Genomic DNA, 21,936 nt, shown 5'->3' with positions numbered 1-21,936 from the left:
CGTCGGTTCGAATCCGACCCCGCGCATCGAGCGAGGGACCGGAGAGAGCGAGCGAGAGAGCAGGGAGGATTCGGGGTAGACCGAGGTTCTGCGCCGAAGGCGCAGGTTCTCGGGCGTGGTTCGAATCCGGTCCCGCGCAGTGAGGAGCGAAGCGACGAACGGGCGGGATCCGTCGCCCGAACGAGTCGCAGCATCCGAGCGAAGAGGCCGTCTCTGTGCGGTTCGATCCGGCCTTCGCGAAGACGGATCGGCCCGCCGTGCGTCATCTATTTGTGAGTTCCCCGAACCACTGTGGTGTATCTCGAATGAGTCAGGCCACCCTCTCGGAGCGACCGTACGTCAACTCGAATCTGTTCTCCGGCCACTACCTCGACGAGCGGGTTCGCGAACGCGACGAGTGGGAGTGTGACGAGGAGGCCCGGGCGGCGATGGACGACCTCCAGTCGCTGTACGAGTTGGAGGGATCGCTGGTCGGCGGCTACGGGGAGGACGCACTCATCGACAACTGGATCGACGAGGTGCTCGATGTCCTCGGCTTCGGAACCCAGGAGGAGGTGACGCTTCCGAACGGCGGCGGATTCGTGGACGAACTGCTCTTCGAGACGCCGACCGCCAGACGGGACGCCGCCGAGGTGTATCTCGGCACCGAGGACACGACCGACCTGTTCGAACGCGGCATCGGGGTGGTCGAAGCGAAGCAGTGGGACGCCGACTTCGCCGCCCGATTCAGCGAAGGGCGGCCGTACCGCAACGCCTCCCACCAGGTCAAGCACTATCTGGAGCACACGACCGGGAACGTCCAGTGGGGAGTGCTCACGAACGGGCGGAAGTGGCGGCTCTACGGCACCAACGACTACGAGACGCAGACGTACTACGAGGTCGACCTTCCCGAACTCCTCGAACGGGGCGACCTGGAGGCGTTCAAGTACTTCTACGTCTTCTTCCGTCCCGCCGCGTTTCACGAGACGGCGGGTACGACCTTCCTCGACGAGGTGTGGTCCGAGAGCGAAACTGCCTCGCAGGAACTCGGTGAGGACCTGCAGGACAACGTCTTCACCGCACTCCGGGTACTCGGGCGGGGGTTCGTCGAGACCAACGACGACCTCGACATCGATCCGGGCGACGAGGCGGCGCTGGACGAACTGAAAGAGCAGTCGCTCGTGTTCCTCTATCGGCTGATGTTCGTTCTCTACGCCGAGTCGCGGGGACTCATCCACCCCGAGAGCGGGTCGGCGCGGGACGAGTACGACGAGAACTTCAGCCTCGACGCGCTTCGACTCGACGTCCACGACGCCATCGGGGAGGTCGACGAGGGGTTCGCGGAGGAGTTCAGCGACTACTCGACGACGATGTGGAGTCGGCTGGAGGACCTGTTCCGGCTCATCGACGAGGGGGAGGCGGACCTGGGCATCCCGCCGTACAACGGCGGCCTGTTCGACCACGAGACCCACGGCTTCCTGACCGACCACGAGGTGAGCAACCAGTACCTCGCCGAGGTTATCTACCGGCTGTCGACCACGCGGAACGACGAGGGGCGGTACGTCCTCGCCGACTACGCCGACCTCGACACCCGCCACCTCGGGAGCGTCTACGAGGGGCTGCTCGAACACCAGTTCCGCATCGCGCCCGAGGGGTACGCGGCGGTCGCGGAGGACGGCGGCCAAGTCTGGAAACCGGCCACCGAAGTCAGCGTGGCCGAGGCCGTCGAGACCGTCCCCGAGGGCGGGCTGTACGTCGTCAACGACGAGGGCGAGCGGAAGGCGACGGGCGCGTACTACACCCCCGACTACGTCGTGACCTACATCGTCGAGGAGACGGTCGGGCCGCTGGTCGACGAGATCCGCGAGGACCTGATCGAACAGGGGTTCGATCCCGGGACCCAGGAGTATCTCGGCCCCTTCCTTCGCCGCGTCACCGACCTCCGGATTCTCGACCCCGCGATGGGGAGCGGGCACTTCCTGACGAAGGCGACGGGCTACCTCTCGGAGCGAGTCATGGAGGAGGTCCGTGACATCGAGGTGGAACTCGGCGGCTACTGGGACGAACAGCACGTCCGCCGGGAGATCGCCAAGGAGTGCATCTACGGCGTCGACCTGAACGGGATGGCCGTCGAACTGGCGAAGCTGTCGATGTGGCTGGAGACGCTCGCGGCCGACCGGCCGCTGGCGTTTCTCGATCACCACTTCAAAGAGGGGAATTCGCTCGTCGGGAGCGACATCGAGGCCATCGAGGAACTGGAGTCGGACGCGAACGGCGACGACGGACAGGCCTCGCTGGCGGAGTTCGGGGCGACCCGCGAGGGCACTATCGAGCGCCTGATGGAGATCTACGGCGAGTTCCTCGCCATCGAGAACGAGGACATCGCCGACGTGCGGGAGATGAAGCGGAAGTACGCGGAAATCGAGCAAGACGAGTTGCGCCAACGACTGGTCGCGATGGCGAACGTCCACACCGCGGAGCGGTTCGACCTGGACGTCCCGAGCGGGGCCTACGAGCGGATGGCGCGGGCGCTGGAGGACGACGGGGAGTGGGCCGAGGTCGAGGAGACGGATTGGTTCCGGTCGGCGCAGGCGACGGCGACGGAGCAGGAGTTCTTCCACTGGAAGCTCGAGTTCCCGGAGGCATTTTACGACGAAAGTGGGTCGATCAAATCTCAGGGCGGGTTTGACGCCGTCATCGGGAATCCTCCGTACGTACCAACCGAGCAGATTCCTGAGAGACAGAGAAGCTACCTTACCACCGTTTTCGAGGTTCTTCATCGGAAGTACGATCTCTCGGTAGCGTTCTTACAACAAACAATCAGACTGGCCCGCGACGAAGGAAGGGGCGGAATGATTACACCGGTAGCGTGGGAAACCGGAGAGAATTACTCTAAATTCCGTAAAACGAACCTAACGGAAGGGATGATGAATCTTGAAAAGATAATCAACCTTCCGTTTGATGTTTTCCAAGATGCCTATATCGACACGAATATATCGATATTCAGAAAATCACAGCCATCTGGGAAATTTTTAGCCAAAGAATTTGAAAAACGATTGCGGATCGAGTCGGCTGACGTAATGGAAGAAGGGTCAGAACTGATTCCGCAGAGCTATTTGAGTGAAACTGATGGTGCGAAGATTTTCTTCCGGAAGGGAACTTATGAAATGCTAACCCGATTTAATCGCGAAGAGTTCACTGATTTGGGGGAATTGACCGACGCGACACAGGGAATCGTCGCTTCATTTCATGAATATTCTAATAGCAAAGAGAATGGAGATTTTCTTGAATATCGAGAGTGTGACGTATACCGGTACGAACTTGAGACGACGGAGCAGAGATATATTGACTTCGGTGACGAGGACAATCTCAGACGGTATTATACGAATCCGAGAATCCTGATCAGGCGTCTGGTAAACCGGGATGATCGCCTTATGGCGACCATAGCAAATGATAGTTTCGTGGTTAAAAAGGATCTAAATCCATTTATCAAGACCTCCGACACACCACTTAAATACATCCTCGCTTGTGTGAACAGTTCTCTTCATTCGTATCTCTACATCAGCCAGTCAGCTTTGGCTCTCAAGGACGACTTCCGTCAAACCACCCTTGCGGAATTACAGAACCTCCCCATTCGTGTGGTTAACGAGGAACCTAATGGCTCGGGACACGCCAACAAATACGATGAACTTTCGGCTATCCTGAGCGAAGGAGTCCAATCGACAACAAAGGTGATCGATGAATTGGATATGTCCAGCGAAACAGACGTTTCCGTCGGACAGGAGTTACTGATCGATTTGGCTGATGAGATAATCGATTTGAAAGAGGATAGAAGATCGATTAATACTGCTCTCCTCGACTACATCACCCCCTACACCGACGGCCCTGCCATCACCGACGTCGCCACCTACAATCCCCCCTCCGGCGTCGCCGACACGAAACTCGCCGCCACCGCGGAGGACTACGAGAACCTCCGCATCGGCACCGTCACCGTCGACCGCGAGGGCGACGGCGCGGTGACGATCAACGCCACCGCTCGCTACAAACCCGACGACGAGGACGCCCACGACACCGACCAGTGGGGCTACACCGAAACCGACCCCATTCCCGCGATGCGACTGACCGACCTCTCGGCGACCGAGGCCGACCTCGTCGAGGCGTTCGTCCCCGTCGCGGTCGAGGAGGCCGGTGGATTCGCGGGCTTTCGCGAGACGGCGACGAAGACCAATTCGTTGATCGACCGCCTGGAGGCGATCACGCTCCCCGACCCCGACGACGTGGCCGACGACCTCGAACGGTACGTCGAGGCCGTCGAACGCGCCGAGGAGTTGGACGAGAAGATTCGGCGGACCGACGACCTGATCGACGACGTCGTCTACGAACTGTACGGGCTGACCGACGAGGAAATCGACATCGTCGAGGACGCCGTTGGGGACTGACACGCCGTTGGCGTCCCCTCGCGTGCCTGTGGTGCGAAGTCGTGTCCTCCGCGAGGGATTCACCGTCGCTCTCGTGCGTTCGTCGCTTTCGAGAGGCGTGGACCCCGACGGGGGCCAGGCCGCCGCCTTCGGGGGCGATCAGTCGGACGAGCCGTCGACGACTTCCTCGCCCGCTTCGAGCAGGCAGAAGCCCTCCGAGTCGCCGCGTCGGTGACCGCTGTAGTTGTTGTTCACGATCACGTTGTCGGCGACGTCGAGAGCGACGACGTAGCCACAGGACTGCATCCCGCTCGTCTCCAGTTCCCAGTCGCCGTCGCCGCCGCCGCGGGCCCGGACGGTCCCGGGGCCGGCGGGTGGGCGCTCCCGCGGTCGGGCACCGCTCGCCGGCCCGCCGGGGCGGACGACGAACCGGTACGGGGCCCAGGGGGTCGGCCCGGTGCGGAAGTGTTCGTCGTCCGCGGTGAAGGTCCCCCGGATCGTGTCCCCGATGTTGAAGAAGTCACACTCCGCGGCGGGCTCCGCGTCCCCGCTCCCGCCGGGGACGACCTCGGTGATGTCGATTTCCGCGTCGGGCGCGGTGTTGTCCAACTGGATCACCAGCTCCGACTCCGTCGTCCCGTCCGGATACGTGACTGCGGCGGCGTCGACGGGCTGGCCGTCGCCGCGTTTCGCCTCGACCTTCAGATCGTAGACGCCGTCGTCGCTGGTGTGCCAGAGGGCGAGGAGGTTCTGCTTGGCGCCGGGCACGTACGTGTAGAAGCCGTCGCCGTCGACGGTCACGGATTGGAACGTCCCCGGGTTCTCGTAGGTGGCGACCTGGAACTCGTTGGTGAGCGGTCGATAGGCGCTCGTCGGGGCGCCGTGAGGTTTGACCGAGACGCGGTATTTCAGGCCGTTCGGCCCGCCCGCGGACGGCGAGATGCCTTCCGGTCGGCCGGTGATCGTCACCCGGCCACCGAAGGCGGCCGCGGTCGCGCGGACCGACCCGCCGCTCGACACGAGCGGCCCGGTCGCGGTTCCGGTGGCGTCGCTCCCCGGCGTCTGCTCGATGTCCGTCGGGATCACGTTCCCGAGGGTCCCGACTTCGAGCAGTCCCTCGCCCGGGTCGGGACCGGGTGCGACCTGGATCACCGTCTCGACGCGGTTGCCCCACGTCGGGGTGAAGTTGGGGTCGGTCGACGGCGGCCGCCGGTTCCAGGCCAGCACGGCCCGGACCTTCACGAGGCTCGGTCCCTCCTCGCACGGCGTTCGGTGGTGGCTCAGATCCGCCGGGAGGTGGACGGCGTACTGGAGGCCGTCGGCGGGGAGGCCCGGAACGTCGTGAACGGTGACCGATCCCGTTCCGAGGTGAGTCCAGGCACCCCCACTCACCGGCTTCTCCCAGAACGCGACGTACTCCGGACTCCCAGCGGTGCAGAGCCCGCCGCCGTAGCCGGCCGGTCGCTTGATCGTCAACAGCCCCGTGAGGATGCCGCGCCGGAAGCCGACGCAGTCGAGTTCCTCGTAGCTCGTGTTGCCGGCCGTCTCCGAGAGGTCGTCGATCAGGTCCTCGACGTCGACGTCGAGTTCGGCCGGGAGGTCGAACTGGGGATCCGGTTCGGGGAACGGCTCCGGAAGCGGCCCCGGGAACGGGCCGGGCGACGGCCCGTCCGGACCGGACGGTCCCGCCGGCATCGGGAGCGGCCCGCTCAGTAGTCGTTTGAACTCGCCGAACCCGGCGCGGTGGGGCGGGACGCTCGTTCCCCGGTATTTCGTGAGGAGCTGACTCGGCGCCATCTCCGGGGGATCGAACGGCATCGACGCCGCGAGGTCCAGCCCGCTCAGTAGCTCGGGGGAGACGAGTTCCGGATCCATCAGATCCCCCGCCGTCGGCTCTCGGGCTTCGAGTTGGACGTCGGCCTCGTGGCGGTTGCCCCACACCGGACGGTACGTTTCGTCGGCCGGGGGCTCCGTCTCCCAGCTCAGGATCGCCCGCACCCGCGGCAGGACCGGCGAGTCACACGTCTCCAGCTCCTGATCCAGGTCGACCGACACCGCGTAGTCGACGGGCTTCCGACCGGGCATGTCGTACACCCTCGTCGACGCCACGCCGACGTTCTCCCACTGCCCGTTGCGGTCGCGGTCGAGGAAAAAGCGGACGTACTCGATGGAGCCGTCGGTGCAGACGTCGCCGCCGTAGCCGACGTCGCGCTCGACGCTCACGACGGCCTCGAGCTGGCTCGACCCCGGATCGTACCCGACACAGGTCACCTCCTCGTAACTGGTGTCCGTGATCTTCTCCGTGACCGGTTCGAAGTCCAGCTCCGGCTGATTGCCGAAGTAGTTGGGGTTTTTCGTCACGAACTGCCGGAACTTCGAGCGTGCCTCCTCGATCTCGGGCACGTCGATCTCGAGTCCCAGTTCCTCGGCGATTTCGGGTGTCACGGCGCCGCTCGCCGTCAGCCCCCGTTCCCGCTGGAGTTCGGCGACCGCCGCGCGCGTTCGGCGGCCGAACCTCCCGTCGACCGCCCCGACGTCGTAGCCGCGCTCGGCGAGTCGGTCCTGTAGTTCCCGCACTTCCTCCCCCTCGGCCCCGAGCGCTACGTACATCCCGTGGCTCCCCCGAGGTGGTCCCCGTACCGGACCGCAACGCTACGCCGGTCGCCGGCGGTCGCTGCGCTCGGTGTGGCTCCCGACGGTCGCCGATACGCCACGCAACGCCCCAGTTCTGATGCGGAATTCATCATTATCTTTCACTATATTTCGTCCGTCCCTACAGATGATACTCGGATAAAACTATTGGCAGAACGACTGTTCCGGGCGGGGAGTGGTCACTCGATCCGTCGCGCCCGAGCGCACGCCTCACCGCCCGGAGTGCGGGGGCGGGTGGCCGGTCGGACGGTCGCCGACGGCTACCCGTCGACGAAGTCGACGCCCGTGATCTCGAAGCGGGCGCCGCCGGCCGCGCTCTCCGTGACCTCGATGGTCCACCCGTGGGCCTCGACCACCTGTTCGACGATGCTCAGCCCGAACCCGGTGCCGTCCGTCGACGTGGTGTGGCCGGCGTCGAACACGTCCTCGCGCTCGTCCTCGGGGATGCCCGGGCCGTCGTCCGCGACGTAGAAGCCGTCGCCGTCGAGCGCGCCGACGGTGACGGTCACGTCGTCGTCCGTGTCCGTCGAGCCGTGCTCGACGGCGTCACCGGCGTTCTGCTGGTTGCTCGTCGAGCTATGCTCGACGGCGTCACCGGCGTTCTGCTGGTTGCTCGTCGAGCTATGCTCGACGGCGTCATCGGCGTTCTGCTGGTTGCTCGTCGAGCCGTGCTCGACGGCGTTTCGAAGGAGGTTCTCCAGCAGTTGTTGCAGTCGGCTCCGGTCGGCCCGGACCGTGCGCTCGGTGCGGACGTCGAGGGTCGCACCGTTCGTCTCGGTGTTGAGCCAGCAGTTCTCGGCGAGGTCCCCGACCGGGACCGATTCCACGTCGTCGATGTGCTGGCCGCTCCGGGCGAGCGTCAGCAGGTCGTCGATCAGCGACTCCATCCGCTCGTGGGCGCGGATGACGGCGTCGAGGTGGTCGAAGTCGCCGGTCTCCCGCGCCAGTTCCGCCTGTCCCTTGGCCACGTTCAGGGGACTGCGCAGGTCGTGGGAGACGATGCTGGTGAACTCGTCGAGGCGCTCCTTCTCGCGTTCCAGTTCCTTCCGCTCGCTCACGTCCACGTAGAACGCGAAGGTTCCGATGACGTCGTCGGTGACGTCCGTCCGGGGGACGGCCCGCAACAGCGTCTCGACCGTCTCGCCGTCGGCGGTGACCAGTGTTCGGCTCTCGCGCACGAACTCCCCGGTCAGCGCGCGGTCGTACCCGCCCTGATCGAGCAACTCGCGTTCGGAGTCGGCGGTGTAGAACGCGGCGAGTTCCCGTCCGAGGAGGGCCTGCTTCTCGTGGCCGACCGTCTCGGCGAACCGGCGGTTGCAGTCCTCGATGACGGGCCGGCCGTCCTCCGCCCGGGTGACGACGCCCATGATCGGCGCCTCCTCGAAGAGGTAGCGATACTGCTCCTGGAGCCGGCGGTTCAGCGCCTCCAGTTCCTCGGTGCGCCGTTCGAGTTCCCGCATCCGCTCTTTCTTCTCGGTGACCTCGTGGGCGACGCCGACGACCGCCTCGACCGCCCCATCGACCACGAGGGGCGTCAGCCGGTAGGCGACGACCTCCTCACCAACGCCCGGGAACTCGCCCGACACTTCCCCGCGGATCTCCTCCCGGTCGCCGTCGGGGAGTTCCCGGTAGGGGTCGCCGTCGGCCGCCGCCCGTATCTTCGGGATCAGTGCGCTTCGCTCCCCCTCCAGTTCCTCGGGGGTCGTGTCGTAGAACTCCGCGAGGTACTCGTTGACGACCGCGAACCGGCCGTCCTCGTCGTAGATGCAGGCGGCTTCCTGCATCGTGTTCACAATCCGCATGTAGCGTCGCAACTCGCGTTCGCGCTCCTTGCGCTCGGTGATCCGTTGGGAGACGGCGATGCCCGAGGCGGCCTCCCCGTCGTCGCGGACCGGCAGGGTCCGGATCCGGTATCGCTCCCCCCGATACTCCTGTTCGAAGGTGTTCGAGCGCCCGGCCAGCGCCTCACGGTAGTGGTGAGCGAGGTCGTCCGCGACGTCCTCGGGAAACAGGTCGTGGGGCGTGGCTCCCTCGACGTCCGCGGACGACAGGCCCACCGCCGAGAGGCCCTCCCCGCCGGCGAGGACGTACTCGAGGTCCGCGTCGAAGAGGAACACCGCGCCGTTGGGGAAGTTCTCGACCAGCGTCCGATACCGGTGCTGGCTCTCGCGGAGCGTCCGCTCGCGCTCGATGCGGGAGAGAGCGGTCTCGGTGTTGGCGGCGAGCATCCGGGCGAGCGTGACGTCGGCCTCGTCGAACGCACCGACCTCGGTCGCGGCGACGTACATCACGCCGTGGTCGCCGAGCGGCAGGATGATCTCCGAGCCGAAGACCGTATCGGCGTTGTACCGGCCGGGCTCGGTGGACACGTCCTCGAAGACGCGGACCTCACCCGAGTGGAACGCCTCCCAGGACAGGCTCTCGCCGGCCTCGTACGTCGGCGGTTCGCCGATCAGTTCGACCGCCTCGTCGGTGATCGCCGCGGGTTCGAGGACGTCGGCGTCGCCGTCGTACAGGTAGACGCTGTTGATCCGGAGGTCGAGGACCTCCCGGGCCGTCTCGACGGCGCGCTCGGCGACCGCCTCGCAGGTCGACGCCGTCATCAGTTCGCGCGTCGCCTCGTGGAGCGCCTCGATCCGTCGCTGTCGCTCCTCGCGGTCGGTGACGTCCTGAAACTGCGAGAAGACCGCGACCACGTCGTCGTTCTCGTCGGTGACGACGCGGTTGTGCCACTCACAGAGGATGTGTTCGCCGTCCGCCCGGACGTTCTCGTCGATGCTGTGGTAGCCGCCCTCCCCGCGCGCCAGCGCCGACGTCACCTCGTCGACGTCGTCGTAACTGTCCTCGGCGACGATTTTCTCCCAGGTCTCCCCCCGCAGTTCCGCCTCGGCGTAGCCGAGTATCTCCTCGCCGGCCTCGTTCAGCCGGACGATCTCGAAGTCGCTGTCGTACTCGATGACGCCGAGCGGTGACTGCTCGATGAACAGGGAGAGGCGCTGCTGACTGGCTTCGAGTTCGCGCTGGGAGCGATACTGGGAGACCGCGTTCTCGATCCGGTTCGCGAGGACGGTGTACTGGCCGGTTCCGCCCTCCTTCTGGAGGTAGTCGGTCACGCCCGCCGAGATGGCGTCGCTCGCGACCTCCTCGCTTCCCTTCCCCGTAAAGAGGATGAAGGGGAGGTCGGCGTACTCCTCCCGGACGGCACCCAGAAACTCGATGCCGTTTCGCTCGGGCATGTCGTAGTCGCTGACGATGCAGTCGAACGACGTCTCCTCCAGTCGGGCCAGCGCCGCGTCGCTGGTGGTGGCCGTCTCGACGTCGAACCGGTCGTCCTCGCGTTCGAGAAACGACGCGGTCAGCTCCGCGAAGTCGGACGAGTCGTCGACGTGGAGGACGCGTATCGCCCCGGGCTCCGTGCTCATCGGTACCGACTGTCGATGATTCGACGCCCGAGCAGTTAAGCCCCGGGGTCGGACCCCCTACCGGCCTTCAGTCGGCGTCGGGGATGGCGCCCTCCTCCCGGAGCGTCCGCAGGTCCGCCTCGTCGTACCCCAGTTCCCGCAGGATCGCCTCGGTGTCCTCGCCCAGGAGCGGCGGCGCGCCGTCGAACCCGGCCTCCGCGTGTTCGTAGTTGAGCGGGTGTTCGATCACCGGCACCGTCCCCAGCGCGGGGTGTTCCACCTCCCGGATCACGTCTCGGGCCTCGGTCTGTTCGTTGTCGAGGGCGGTCGGCACGTCGTAGACCGGGCCGACGGGGAGGCCGCGTTCGTCGGCCAGCAGGTCGACCCACTCCTCGGTGGGGCGCTCCCGGAACACCGCCGACAGTTCCTCCTCGAGGGCGTCCATGTTGGCGACGCGGTCGGGGTTGCTGGCGAACCGCTCGTCGTCGACCAGGTCGGGGCGGTCGATCGCCGCACAGAGTTCCTCCCAGAGCTTCTGGTTGCCACAGCCGACGTTGAGGTAGCCGTCGGCGGTGGGGTAGGCCTGATACGGCGCCAGCACGGGGTCTTTGGTCCCCATGCGCTTCGGTTGCTCCCCGACGAAGGCCTTGCCGGCCTGCTTGCTGAGCCACGGGAGCGCGGCGTCGTGCATGCCGATCTCGATCCGGTCGCCCTCGCCCGTGAGTTCCCGTCGGAAGAGCGCGCCGACGATGCCGAAGGCCGACCACATGGCGGTGATGAGGTCGGTCTGCGGGAGGCCGACCTTCACGGGGTCGCCGTCCTCGGGTCCCGTGACGCTCATGATGCCGCTGGTGCCCTGCACCAGCAGGTCGTAGCCGGGACGGCTGCTCCACGGCCCCGTCTCGCCGAACGCGGAGATGGAGCAGTAGACGACGTCCTCGTTCACCTCGCGCAGGTCGTCGTAGCCGACGCCGAGGCGCTCGGCGGTGCCGGGGCGGAAGTTCTCGACGACCACGTCGGCCTCCTCGACCAAGTCGTAGAGCGCGGCCAGCCCCGAGTCGGTCTTGAGGTCGAACTCCACGCTCAGCTTGTCGTAGTTGATCGTCCAGAAGTAGGGCGACTCGCCGTTCTCGTCGGCGGTCCGCCCGGGCCCGTCGTAGTCCGGGTCCGGGGAGACGAAGGGCGGCCCGGAGTGGCGGTTGTCGTCGCCGAGTCCGGGGCGCTCGACCTTGATGACCTCGGCGCCCTGGTTCGCCAGCATCAGCGTCGCGAACCCGCCGGTGACGAAGGTGGTCAGATCGACGACGGTGACGTCGTCGAGGATGCGCGTCGCCTCCTCGTCGTCGGTCGCTGTCATACCCCCCCTTCCGGCCGACCCGACCAAAGGCTTTCCGGGGCCGGCGGCCCGGTTCGGCGTTCAGCCGAGAAACCGGTCGCGGACGTCCTCGTCGGGGACCAGACACTCCTCCCGGCGGCCGAACCAGTCGTAGCGGTTGGCGGCGACGACGTCGTAGCAGGCGTCGCGCACCCCCCGCGGCACGACCCGAGCCACCCGCGCGAGGCTGTAGGGCCACCCGAGCAGTTCCGCCACGCGGATGACGGCCGCCGACCTGGTGTACGCCCGGTCGCCCTCGACGAGGACCACCGTGTCCACGCCCTCGGACAGCCCCGCCCGATCCAGCAGCGCCCGCCCCGCGTCCGACTGGAGGGGGGCGTAGCGGAGTCGCCCCTCCGGGTCGCGCGGGACGAGGAACCGGACGACGCCGTTACAGAGGGAACAGACCCCGTCGAACAGCAGGACCGGCGCCGTCGGGAGGTCGGTCGCGTCGCCGTTCGGATCCCCGGTCATCGGCTCACCCGCCGCGCTCCCAGCGCTTGCTCCGCGAGGCCGTCACGTCGACCCCGGGGCTGTAGTAGTAGGTCGGCGTCGACGACGGGCGCGCGAAGCCGTTGGCTTCGAGCAGCGAGTTCCGCGTCACCGTGGCCGTCGCCGGGTGGAGCGTCCACGGGTCGTGGTCGACGTCGGCGTAGCGGAGGGCGCCGTCGGGCGACTGCGTGTAGAACCGATACCGCTCGACGAGGAAGCGAGCGAGGGGGTCCTCGGGCGCGGCGAAGCCCGGCCCGGTCGGCCGGTAGGTCGCGTCGTACGCCGCCGGGCGGGCGCCCGGATGCCGCCGGCGGCTGGCGAAGCGGACCGTCCCGTCCGCGGCGTCGAGCGAGATGCGCGCGTAGTAGTAGGGGAGATGCTGGAAGCAGCGCGCGCCGATCACGCCGAGGAGCCCCGCGGCGTCGAGGCTGAAGAAGTAGACGCCGGGGTCCCCGTCGCGGGTGACGTAGGTCCGCAGGTTGAGTTCGGGGAGCGGCAGGCCGAGGCGGGCGGGCAGCCCTCGCGGGCGCACCGCGACGTTGGTGAAGGGGACGGCCGAGAGCCACGCGTCGCCGTCGTGCGTGTCGACCGTCAGCGCGTCGGGCAGGTGGGCGTCGACGACGGCGGGGTCGACCGGCCAGTTCTCGAACAGCAGGTGTCGCCAGCCCATCTCCAGCGGGACCATGGCGGGGATGGGGCCGCCAGCCCCAAAACGCCGCCGGCGGTCACTGGAAGAGGACGACCAGCGCGACGAGGACGGCACCGACGACGACGCCCGCGCCGAGGAGGACCAGCGGGCTGTCGACGGCGTTCGCGACGGCCGCCGCGACGCCGATGGCGAGGAGACCGAGCAGGAGGACGGGCAGCGCCCGGCGGCCGGGGAGGGCGCCGGCGACGCGCCGGCGCAGCGGCGTCCGATCCGGGGTCGAGTCCGACTCGGCCGGCCGCGAGAGCGTCTCGTCGACGTCGACGGAGCCCCCGTCGTCGGCGGGTTCGACCGTCACCTCGACGGTTCGGCTCTCCGCCCCGTAGCCGGTGGCGATCTCCAGGGTTCCGGTCACCGGTGCGTCCACCTCGCTCACGCCCACGGGCACCGACCGGGTGGTTTCCCGCTCCACGAAGAGGTTCCCGTCGGCGTCGATGCGTGCGACTGCCGACAGCGCGTCGTCGGCGCGGACGTGGACGTGGACGGCTTCACCGTGGTTGCGGAGTTCGACCGAGAACGGTTCGGCGGTGGCGAACTCGGCCGGGGCTTCGACGTCGTGAAGCTCCCCACGGTTCAACTCGACGAGCAACACCGGTGTCACAGGCCGAGGGTCGCACCCAGGGACGAAAAAACTTCAGGCCGAACTAGTCGTCGCGCATGTCCGGCGGCAGCAGGTTCGGGATGCCGTCCTCGATGGGGTACACCTCGCCCGTGACGGTCCCGATCAGGCGGCCCTCGATGATCTCCTCGCCGTCGCGCTCGTCAACTTCGAGTTCGAGATCGCTCTTGTCGAGGGGGTCACAGAGGATCTCCATCAGGGATTCCTTCATTACCCGGCAGGTGGCGGCCGGTCGGTAAAAATCCACGGATCGGGGCGGGTCGTCACTCCGTCCAGATGGCCGTCACGACGCGGTCGTCGCGCTCGACGGTGTCGTACGCGAACCCCCGGTCGTCGAGTCGGGGGAAGAGGTGCTGTGGCACCCGGTCGCTCACCTGGACGACGACCGTGTCGTCGTCCGCCTCGGCCAGCGTCTCCAGCGTCAGTTTCAGCGGCTCCGGCGGCGGCAGGTCGCGCACGTCGAGCACCTCGGGACTGCCGGTTGGCGGGGCGTCCGTCTCGGTCAGCAGCGATTCCACGCCTGACATACCAGCCCGTTGTGAGGGCGCAATCGAACCCTTTGTCCCGAACGCGTTCGCCACGGGGGTCACCGTGTCCGGGGTTCTACGGAGGATCGTAACTGGTTGCCGCTGGTTCGCCGAGACGAGCCGGCGACCCACCGGTACTGACTTACGATAAACCGTATCATGTGTCCGGCGGGAGGACTTCGACCATGGAGACAGTATCCGTCTCGCGGACGATCGCGGCCCCGGAGTCGACGCTCCGTGACGCCATCACGGACGTCGAACCGTTCATGCGCACCGCGGGCTTCGACGAGGTGGTCGTCGAGGGCGACGAGATCCGCCTCACCAACCGGGTCGGCATCGCCGAACTCCAGTTGACCCTCGGACTGCTCGACCTCGACGACGCCGTCCTCGCCTACGAACAGCGCGAGGGCATGTTCGAGTCGATGCGCACCGTCTATCGCCTGGAGGACGCTGGCGAGGCGGGCGTCCGGGTGACGGCGACGACCGACTTCGCGCTCGACGTGTCGCTGGTCGGCGACCTGCTCGACGCGACGGTCGTCGCCCGGCAGCGACGCCGCGAACTCGACGCCCAGTTCGACTCCCTCGAATCGCTCGAGGAGTGACGCCCCGAACGTGTTCGGGCAACCGCTTTGGGAGGAGCGTCGGCAACCGGCAGGTATGGAGTCAACACACGACGACGCCGTCCACGAGACGTCGTGGTCGGCGAATCTGGAGGGTCCCGAACACGCGGCCGACCGCGACCTCGTGGTGGAGGAGGCGCTGGCGGCCGTCGAGCGGACCGCACCGGGCAACCACGTCAACCTCGTGACCCACGGCGACCACGGCCACCCCTCGGGGTATCTCTACCCCGAACTCCGGGACGCATTCGACGACGTGACCGTCGAGTACGTCGACCAGTGTGGCTGTGGCGGGCACGTCACCCGCGTCAACGTCTGAGATGCATCCGAACGCCCTCGACACCGACGAACGGCCGTTCGTCCTCGTGTGGGAGCTCACGCGAGCCTGCGAGCTCACGTGCAAGCACTGCCGGGCGGACGCCCAGCCGGAGCGCCACCCGGACGAACTCACGACCGCCGAGGGGAAGGCGCTGCTCGACGAGGCGCGTCGCTTCGGCGAGAACCAGCTGGTCGTCCTCTCGGGGGGCGACCCCCTCGCCCGCGACGACACCGTCGAACTCGTGGAGTACGGCACCGACAGGGGCCTCCTGATGACGCTCACGCCCAGCGGGACGGCCTCCCTGACGCCGGAGCGGGTCGACGCCCTCGCCGACGCCGGCGCCCGGCGCCTCGCGGTGAGCGTCGACGGCGGGTCGCGCGCCGCCCACGACGAGTTCCGCGGCGAACCGGGGAGCTACGACTCCACGATCCGTGCGGCCGAGGCGGCCCGCGACGCCGGCCTCCCGCTCCAGATCAACACGACCGTCTGCGCCGAGACGGTCGAGGAACTCCCCGCGATCCGGGACCTGGTCGCGGACCTCGGCGCCGTGCTGTGGTCCGTCTTCTTCCTCGTCCCCGTCGGCCGGGGAGCGGTCCTCGACTCCCTCGACCCCGAACGCGCCGAGCGCGTGATGGAGTGGCTGGTCGAGGTGGACGAGGCCGCCGACTTCGGGATCAAGACCACCGAGGCACCGCACTACCGGCGGGTCGCGCTCCAGCGCCGGGTGGGGGTCGACGCCGACGGCGACGACCCGACCGACGCCGTCGGCCGCCGCGTCGGCATCACCGCCGGCGACGGGTTCGCCTTCGTGAGCCACGTCGGCGAGGTGTTCCCCTCCGGCTTCCTCCCCGAATCGGTCGGGAACGTCCGCGAGGCGGGACTCGTGGAGCGCTACCGGAACGCCGACCTGTTCACCGACCTCCGGGATCCCGACGCCCTCCGCGGGAAGTGCGGCGCCTGCGAGTTCCGCGGCGTCTGTGGCGGGAGTCGCTCGCGGGCCTACGCCGAGACGGGCGATCCGCTGGCGAGCGACCCCCTCTGTGCGTACGTCCCCGAGGGATACGACGGTCCGCTTCCCGACGGCCACGAGTCCACGTCACGCGCCTGAGCCATGTCCACGCATCCGATCCTCGACGACGAGTCGAACTCGTCGACGGCGGTGAGCGGCGACGCCGATCCGGTCGACCGCGCGCCGCCGGCCGACCGTCTCGACCGGCATCTCCGGGACCGCGGCGTCGCCGTCGCGTCCCGGGAACTGGCGACCGCCCTCGGGAAACTCGACGACCTCTCGCCGGCCGAGCGCCGGATCGTCGCGGCGATGGCCGGCCGCATCGCCGCGGGCGTCCTCGCGCCGGCCCGGGAGGCGGTCGACGGGGCGGATCGGCCGCCCGTCTCGGCCGCGGCGGTCGAGCGCCTGTTCCTCTCCGACGAACACGTTCGGGACGAGGGGTAGGTGGCGGGACGCCGTCCGTTCACACATGACCCTCGTTCCCCGTCCCTGGTCGAGCGACGACGACGACTTCGACGACTACGACGCGTTCCGCCCCGCGACCCTCCCCGAACCGGGTCCGTTCCTCGACGGGCACGCGGTCCTGACGGGGCGTGACCACGCCGCGTTCCACCGGCTGACCCGGGCGTGCTTCGAGGCCCGAACCGTCTACGACGTGACCTTCGGCTACAACCTCGCGCGCCTGAACCTCGACACCCGGCATCCGGACGCGGGCTACCGCTACGCCGTCGAGGCCGACGACCCGTCGGTGCTGCGCGCGGAGTTCACGCCGACGACGGAGTTCTGCCCGCAGAGCGACACGCTGGCCACGGCGTCGTTCCGGGCCTGGAACGCCGACGACGCCGGCCCGCCACACGAGTTCGACCTCGTCCGCGTCAGGGTGGCGCCGATGCACGAGGCGAGCGAGCGGATCAACGGCCGCCTCGTCGACCTGGAGGGGAGCTATCGCGGGTCGGGGTCGGTCCCGGAGGCCGACGCGGACGGCACCCTCGCCGCGGCGGCGGGTGCCGACGCGACCGACGAGTCGGCGACCGACGGCCCGTCGACGCCCTTCTAGTCGCCGGTCGCGTCGCCGTCCGCCCCGCCCCGGAGCGACGCCGGCGCGTGGCGCCGGAGGACGAGCAACAGGTTGGCGGCGACGGCCGCCAGGCCGACGGCGAGGGCGGCCCCGCCGGCGACGACGGGGGAGCGACCGGCAGTCAGGTCGCCGGCGAGGAGGAGCGCCCCGCCGCCCGCGACGAGGAGCAGGTCGGCCCGGGCGAGGCGGGCGTCGTAGAGGTCGTCGATCATCGGCACGTCCTCGAACCCCAGGCGGTCGCTGTAGCGGTGGACCCAGACGAGGAAGGGGACGACGTGATAGAGGGTGCCGACGAGGACGAACAGGAGGACGAGCGCGAGCAGGTGGCCCGTTCCGGGGGCGCCGAAGCGCGCCGCGTCGGCGAGCGGGTCGCGGAGCCACGCGGGGGCGGCCAGCACCGCCCACGCGAGGGCCGCGGGCGCCAGGCACGCGTATCGGATCAGCATCGGCGTCCCCTCGGCGCGCGCGTCGGCGAGGAGACGGCCGAGGACGACGAGGAAGGCGAGGACGCCCGCGAGCAGGAGGGCGGCACCGAGGCGGGCGAGGGGGAGCGAGGTGACGAGTCTGCCGGCGGAGAGGGCGACGACTCCGGCCGGGTAGGCGACGGTTTCGACCCGCTGGAGCGCGTGATCGACGCCCCGGAGTTCCGTCTGGCCGAACATTGGGACGAGCTGGTAGAGCGCGCCGAAGACGGTGGTCAGGACGGCGCCGAAGACGGCGAGGGTGGCGTGGGCCGCGACGACGCCGCCCCGGGTGACCGGCAGGGTCGCGAAGAGGGGAACGACGAAGCTCGCCGCCAGCAGGAGACCGAGCGGGGTCAGGGCGACGAAGAAGGCGAGCGCCACGGCGAAGTGGCGCTCGGTCACGTCGAGCGGACGCGCCGTCGCGAGCGTCCGGCCGACGTTGTACGCGAGCGTCCAGAACCCCGTGAGGACGAGGGCGCCGGCGGGAGCGAGGAGCGTCACCCGGCCGCCCAGGAAGCCGACGACGAGGCCGACGAGGCCGACGGCGACCAGCCACAGTTGCGCCCGCGCCAGCCGGCGGGAGTGAAGCGCCGTTCCGGACCACACGGGGACGAACTGCGTCATCGCGCCGGCGATGGTGAGACAGACGAACCCGACGAAAAGCAGGTGGAGGTGCGCGGCGCGGGCGAGCCCCGGCGCGGCGTCGAGCGCGTCGGCGAGGCCGAGCGCCGCGCCGGAGAGCAGGAACCCCAGCGCGACCACGAAGTGCCGGAGCGGAATCGAGAGCGGGGGCTGGCGATCCGTGTCGATGTCGCCGGGAACGGTCGACATGTGCGTCCCTACGGGCCGGCGCCACCTCGGCGTCGGGGCGAACGTGTTCGGGGCGTCCGCAGTCGGTCGACGAAACGGGAATCGTGACGGAGACGGATCGACCTCGCCGAAACCGGGTTTTTAACATAGAGGACGCCCCAGTGAGCGATATGCCAACCGCCGAAGTTTCGCTGCCGGACGACGTCGACATCGAGATCAACCAGCTCGTCGAGGAGGGGGAGTTCATCAACCGCGATCAGGCCGTGGAGGAACTGCTCTCGCTCGGCGTGTCGGCGTACACGACCGACGAATCGCCGAATCAGACGGCCGACGAGGACCTGTTCACGCAGGTCGTCGACGACCAGCAGGACCCCGCCATCCGCAACGAGTCGGACGACGAACCCACGCTGTAGCGGTCACTCCGCGCTCGCGGTCAGGAGCCGCTCCGACATCGCGTCGAACGCCTCGCGCTCGTCGTCCCAGAACGCCGGGAGGTCGTCGAGCGGCTGGCGGACCGGGTCGGCGACGTCGTCGTGGACCTCGTACTCCTCGCTCTCCTTGACCTCGTGGTAGGCGTCGCGGAAGGCCATCCCCTCTTGGACCTTCCGATTGGCCGTGTAGGCGGCGAAGATGCCCTCGTCGACCGTGAACTCGTCGGAGAGTTCCAGCGCCTCGATCAGCGGGGTGAGGATGTCGAGGGTCGCCCGAACCGTGTCGATCCCCTCGATCAGGTGCTTTTTCGTCTGCTGGCTGTCCCGGTTGTAGCCGCTCGGGAGTTTGCCGATGATCCGCCGGATTGTCTCCTTGCCCGCCGACACCTCCTCGGCTTTCGCCCGCGCGAGTTCCAGGATGTCGGGGTTGCGCTTCTGGGGCATGATGCTGCTGCCCGTGCAGTACTCCTCGGGCAACTCGAAGAACTGCTGATCCTCGGAGAAGTTGATGAGGTCCTCGGCCAGTTTCTGCACGTCGAGCATCACCAGATCGAGCGTCTGGAGCAGCTGTAGCTCCTGTTTCCCGCGGTTCGAGCAGTAGATGGGGTTGTGCTGTTTCGTCGAGAAGCCCAGCAGTTCCGTCGTCAGATCCCGGTCGATGTCGAGGCTGGTGCCGTAGGACGCGGCGGCGCCGAGGGGGTTCGAGTCGACGATGCGGTAGGTCGCCCGCAGCGACCTCAGGTCGTCGACGAGCGCGTCGGCGTAACTCGACGCCCACAGCCCCGTCGAGGAGGGCATCGCCTGCTGCTGGTGGGTGTAGCCCGGGATCAGGACGTTCTTCTCCGCCGCGAACGCATCGAGCGCGGCGACGAACTCGAGGAGCCGGTGGGCGAGGTCGATGGTCGCGTCCTTCATGAACAGGCGCGTGTCGACGAATATCTGGTCGTTGCGCGACCGGGCGAGGTGCATCTTCTTGCCCGCCTCGGTCCGCTCGGTCACCCGCTCCTCGACGAAGGTGTGGACGTCCTCGCCCTCCACCTCGTCGGCCTCGTGGTAGAGGTCGGTGAGGGCCTCGCGGAGGTCCGCGAGTTCGCCCTCGGTGAGAAAGCCCTGCCGGTGCAGCATCGTCACGTGCGCGAGGTTCGTCAGCACGTCGTACGGGAGAAACCGGTTCTCGAACTCTTTCGGCTCCATCGTGTACTGGAGCGTCGCCTCGCTCGCGGAGTGGTCGGTATTCTCCCAGAGCATGGCTCCGCCTACCCGAGGGACCGTACTAAGGGTTTTCTTACGGGCCGGTGGCGTGGCTCGCCGGTGCGGTCGCCCCCTCGACCCGCGACGTCGCCGTCGAAGGACTCAGGAGGGGGGCCGCCGAAGACCCGCCGACGACTACGCCACGATGACGGACCAGCTACAGTACGCTGCGGAACGGCGGACGGTCGGTGACCTCGGGCGGAAGATGCTCGACCAGGGGCTGACCAAGGGAACGGGCGGCAACGTGAGCCAGCGGTGTGGGGACGGCGAGACGGTCGCCATCAGCCCCTCCGGCGTCCCCTACGAGGACGTCACGCCGGAGCGGGTCCCGCTGGTGACGCTCGACGGCGAGCAGGTCGACGGCGACCTGGAGCCCTCGAGCGAGACGCCGATGCACGCGATGGTCTACCGCCAGCGGGAGGCGGTCGGCGGGGTGGTCCACACCCACTCCCCCTACGCCAGCACCTTCGCGTCACTCGGGGAGCCGATCCCCGCCTCCCACTACCTCATCGCCTTCGCGGGCGATCAGGTCCCCGTCGCGGGCTACGAGGAGCCGGGAAGCGAGGCCCTCGGCGAACTCGCCGCCGAGACGATGGGGACGGACTACGACGCCTGTCTCCTCCAGAACCACGGCACCCTCGCCGTCGGCGACACCGCAGAGGACGCGTTCGAGGTGTCGATGATGGTCGAGTACTGCGCGCGGATCCACTACCAGGCGATCAGCGTCGGCGATCCGATCGTCCTGCCCGACGAGGAGGTCGACAGGCTGCGGTCGATGTTCGAGAGCTACGGCCAGCAGTAGCCCCCCGACCGGGACGTCAGAAGTCCGTCCCGGACTGTCCCTTCAGGCCGAGGAACTCCCGCGTCTCGGCCGGCGTGGCGATCTCCCGACCCGCCACGTCGCGGGTCAGGCGGACCATCTTCTCGACCAGTTCCGCGTTGCTCTCGGCCAGCCGACCGCGTTCGAGATAGAGGTTGTCCTCCAGGCCGACGCGGGCGTGACCGCCCATCGAGACGCCCTGCGTCCCGAGCGGGAACTCCTTGCGACCGGCGCCGATGACCGAGAAGGTGAACTCGTCGCCGAACAGGTCGTCGGCGATGTCGGCGAGGTGGGTCAGGTTCTTCGCGGTCGCGCCGATGCCGCCGTGGATGCCCATGACGAACTGGATGTGCAGCGGCGTCCGCAACAGCCCCCGGTCGACCAGATGTTTCGCGTTGTAGAGGTGGCCGACGTCGTACACCTCGAGTTCGGGTTTGGTGTCGTGCTCGTCGAAGACGGGGAGGATCGTCTCCAGGTCCTCGAAGCTGTTCTGGAAGATCAGATCCCGGGTCCCGTCGAGGTACGCCGCCTCCCAGTCGTACTCGAACTCGTCGTACTTGTCGAGCAACTGGTAGAGCCCGAAGTTGATCGACCCCATGTTGCAGGAGGCCATCTCGGGTTCGAGTTCGGGGACGACCCGGATCCGCTCCTCGGGCGCCATGGTCGGGGCCCCGCCGGTCGTCGGCTGGACGATGGCGTCACAGCCGTCGGCGACCCGCTCGGCCACCTCCCGGAACAGATCGAGGTCGGTGATCGGTTCCCCGGTCTCCTCGTCGCGGACGTGGACGTGGACGATGCTCGCCCCGGCCTCCGCGGCGGCGATGGCCTCTGCGGCGATCTCCTCGGCGGTGATCGGCAGGTGTGGCGACATGGTCGGCGTGTGGATCGCTCCGGTCACCGCACAGGAGACGATGGCCTTGTCGAACTCGCGCATGCGGGTGGCGACGTCCGGGATCGGCATATGTGTG

At 68.1% G+C, this 21,936-nt stretch carries 19 protein-coding genes; 8 read left to right on the top strand and 11 right to left on the bottom strand.

All coding sequences use genetic code 11. The features are described from left to right. The first annotated feature begins 305 nt into the window (after positions 1-305). A complete protein-coding gene (locus tag NBT67_RS18055) occupies positions 306-4,418 on the top strand; it encodes an Eco57I restriction-modification methylase domain-containing protein (RefSeq protein WP_305881855.1) in 4,113 nt (1,370 codons plus the stop codon). A 138-nt stretch (positions 4,419-4,556) separates the two neighbouring features. On the opposite strand, the gene NBT67_RS04600 is transcribed toward NBT67_RS18055, so the two are convergent. From NBT67_RS04600 to NBT67_RS04560, 8 genes are all read right to left on the bottom strand, one after another. Next, positions 4,557-7,007 carry a peptidoglycan-binding domain-containing protein gene (locus NBT67_RS04600; RefSeq protein ID WP_251343631.1) on the bottom strand — a complete coding sequence of 817 codons (2,451 nt, stop codon included), beginning with the start codon at positions 7,005-7,007 and terminating at the stop codon, positions 4,557-4,559. Between the two features lie 302 nt (positions 7,008-7,309). Next, positions 7,310-10,471 carry a PAS domain S-box protein gene (locus NBT67_RS04590; RefSeq protein WP_343218024.1) on the bottom strand — a complete coding sequence of 1,054 codons (3,162 nt, stop codon included), beginning with the start codon at positions 10,469-10,471 and terminating at the stop codon, positions 7,310-7,312. A gap of 67 nt (positions 10,472-10,538) precedes the next feature. Further along, positions 10,539-11,807: a CaiB/BaiF CoA transferase family protein gene (locus NBT67_RS04585; protein ID WP_251343630.1), complete on the bottom strand. Its 1,269-nt coding sequence runs from the start codon at positions 11,805-11,807 to the stop codon at positions 10,539-10,541. Between the two features lie 60 nt (positions 11,808-11,867). Then, positions 11,868-12,299: a thiol-disulfide oxidoreductase DCC family protein gene (locus NBT67_RS04580; protein ID WP_251343629.1), complete on the bottom strand. Its 432-nt coding sequence runs from the start codon at positions 12,297-12,299 to the stop codon at positions 11,868-11,870. Positions 12,300-12,303: 4 nt separating this feature from the next. Beyond that, complete coding sequence (locus tag NBT67_RS04575) at positions 12,304-13,002, bottom strand: YqjF family protein (protein WP_251343628.1); 699 nt, start codon at positions 13,000-13,002, stop codon at positions 12,304-12,306. A 40-nt stretch (positions 13,003-13,042) separates the two neighbouring features. Then, entirely contained in the window at positions 13,043-13,624 is a 582-nt protein-coding gene (locus NBT67_RS04570) for a DUF7524 family protein (protein ID WP_251343627.1), read from the bottom strand. A 43-nt stretch (positions 13,625-13,667) separates the two neighbouring features. Next, complete coding sequence (locus NBT67_RS04565; protein ID WP_251343626.1) at positions 13,668-13,853, bottom strand: methytransferase partner Trm112; 186 nt, start codon at positions 13,851-13,853, stop codon at positions 13,668-13,670. Positions 13,854-13,905: 52 nt separating this feature from the next. Further along, positions 13,906-14,169, bottom strand: coding sequence for a DUF2249 domain-containing protein (locus NBT67_RS04560; protein WP_251343625.1), 264 nt, complete (start codon positions 14,167-14,169; stop codon positions 13,906-13,908). 185 nt (positions 14,170-14,354) lie between these two features. Between NBT67_RS04560 and NBT67_RS04555 the strand changes: the two genes are divergently transcribed. Genes NBT67_RS04555 through NBT67_RS04535 form a run of 5 tightly spaced genes read left to right on the top strand, consistent with a single transcriptional unit; the run spans position 14,355 to position 17,171 of the window. After that, the gene (locus NBT67_RS04555) at positions 14,355-14,771 is read left to right on the top strand and encodes an SRPBCC family protein (RefSeq protein WP_251343624.1); all 417 of its coding nucleotides are present in this window, start codon (positions 14,355-14,357) and stop codon (positions 14,769-14,771) included. Between the two features lie 55 nt (positions 14,772-14,826). After that, the gene (locus NBT67_RS04550; protein WP_251343623.1) at positions 14,827-15,105 is read left to right on the top strand and encodes a CGCGG family putative rSAM-modified RiPP protein; all 279 of its coding nucleotides are present in this window, start codon (positions 14,827-14,829) and stop codon (positions 15,103-15,105) included. 1 nt (position 15,106) lies between these two features. After that, positions 15,107-16,213: a TIGR04053 family radical SAM/SPASM domain-containing protein gene (locus NBT67_RS04545; RefSeq protein WP_251343622.1), complete on the top strand. Its 1,107-nt coding sequence runs from the start codon at positions 15,107-15,109 to the stop codon at positions 16,211-16,213. A gap of 3 nt (positions 16,214-16,216) precedes the next feature. Then, on the top strand, positions 16,217-16,558 hold the full coding sequence (locus NBT67_RS04540) for a hypothetical protein (RefSeq protein WP_251343621.1): 342 nt from the start codon (positions 16,217-16,219) through the stop codon (positions 16,556-16,558). Between the two features lie 25 nt (positions 16,559-16,583). Further along, positions 16,584-17,171 carry a DUF7998 family protein gene (locus tag NBT67_RS04535; protein WP_251343620.1) on the top strand — a complete coding sequence of 196 codons (588 nt, stop codon included), beginning with the start codon at positions 16,584-16,586 and terminating at the stop codon, positions 17,169-17,171. On the opposite strand, the gene NBT67_RS04530 is transcribed toward NBT67_RS04535, so the two are convergent. After that, positions 17,168-18,487, bottom strand: coding sequence for a heme-copper oxidase family protein (locus NBT67_RS04530; protein WP_251343619.1), 1,320 nt, complete (start codon positions 18,485-18,487; stop codon positions 17,168-17,170). The two genes, NBT67_RS04535 and NBT67_RS04530, sit on opposite strands and share 4 nt — an antisense overlap. A gap of 149 nt (positions 18,488-18,636) precedes the next feature. Here NBT67_RS04530 and NBT67_RS04525 point away from each other — a divergent pair, with 149 nt between their 5' ends. Beyond that, on the top strand, positions 18,637-18,879 hold the full coding sequence (locus tag NBT67_RS04525; RefSeq protein ID WP_251343618.1) for a DUF7120 family protein: 243 nt from the start codon (positions 18,637-18,639) through the stop codon (positions 18,877-18,879). 3 nt (positions 18,880-18,882) lie between these two features. On the opposite strand, the gene argH is transcribed toward NBT67_RS04525, so the two are convergent. Then, positions 18,883-20,145: an argininosuccinate lyase gene (argH, locus tag NBT67_RS04520; RefSeq protein WP_251343617.1), complete on the bottom strand. Its 1,263-nt coding sequence runs from the start codon at positions 20,143-20,145 to the stop codon at positions 18,883-18,885. Between the two features lie 148 nt (positions 20,146-20,293). Between argH and NBT67_RS04515 the strand changes: the two genes are divergently transcribed. Continuing rightward, entirely contained in the window at positions 20,294-20,950 is a 657-nt protein-coding gene (locus tag NBT67_RS04515; protein WP_251343616.1) for a class II aldolase/adducin family protein, read from the top strand. Positions 20,951-20,966: 16 nt separating this feature from the next. Here NBT67_RS04515 and NBT67_RS04510 read toward each other — a convergent pair whose 3' ends face one another. Continuing rightward, positions 20,967-21,929 (bottom strand): beta-keto acid cleavage family enzyme, encoded by a 963-nt coding sequence (locus NBT67_RS04510; protein WP_251343615.1) that lies wholly within the window; start codon positions 21,927-21,929, stop codon positions 20,967-20,969. Between the last annotated feature and the right edge of the window lie 7 nt (positions 21,930-21,936).

The organism is Haloplanus sp. GDY1 (genome assembly GCF_023703775.1).
In the GTDB taxonomy this organism is placed as follows: Archaea; Halobacteriota; Halobacteria; order Halobacteriales; family Haloferacaceae; genus Haloplanus; species Haloplanus halophilus.
Note: the sequence above shows the minus strand (reverse complement) of the source record. Positions and strands in the feature narration are given on the sequence as shown.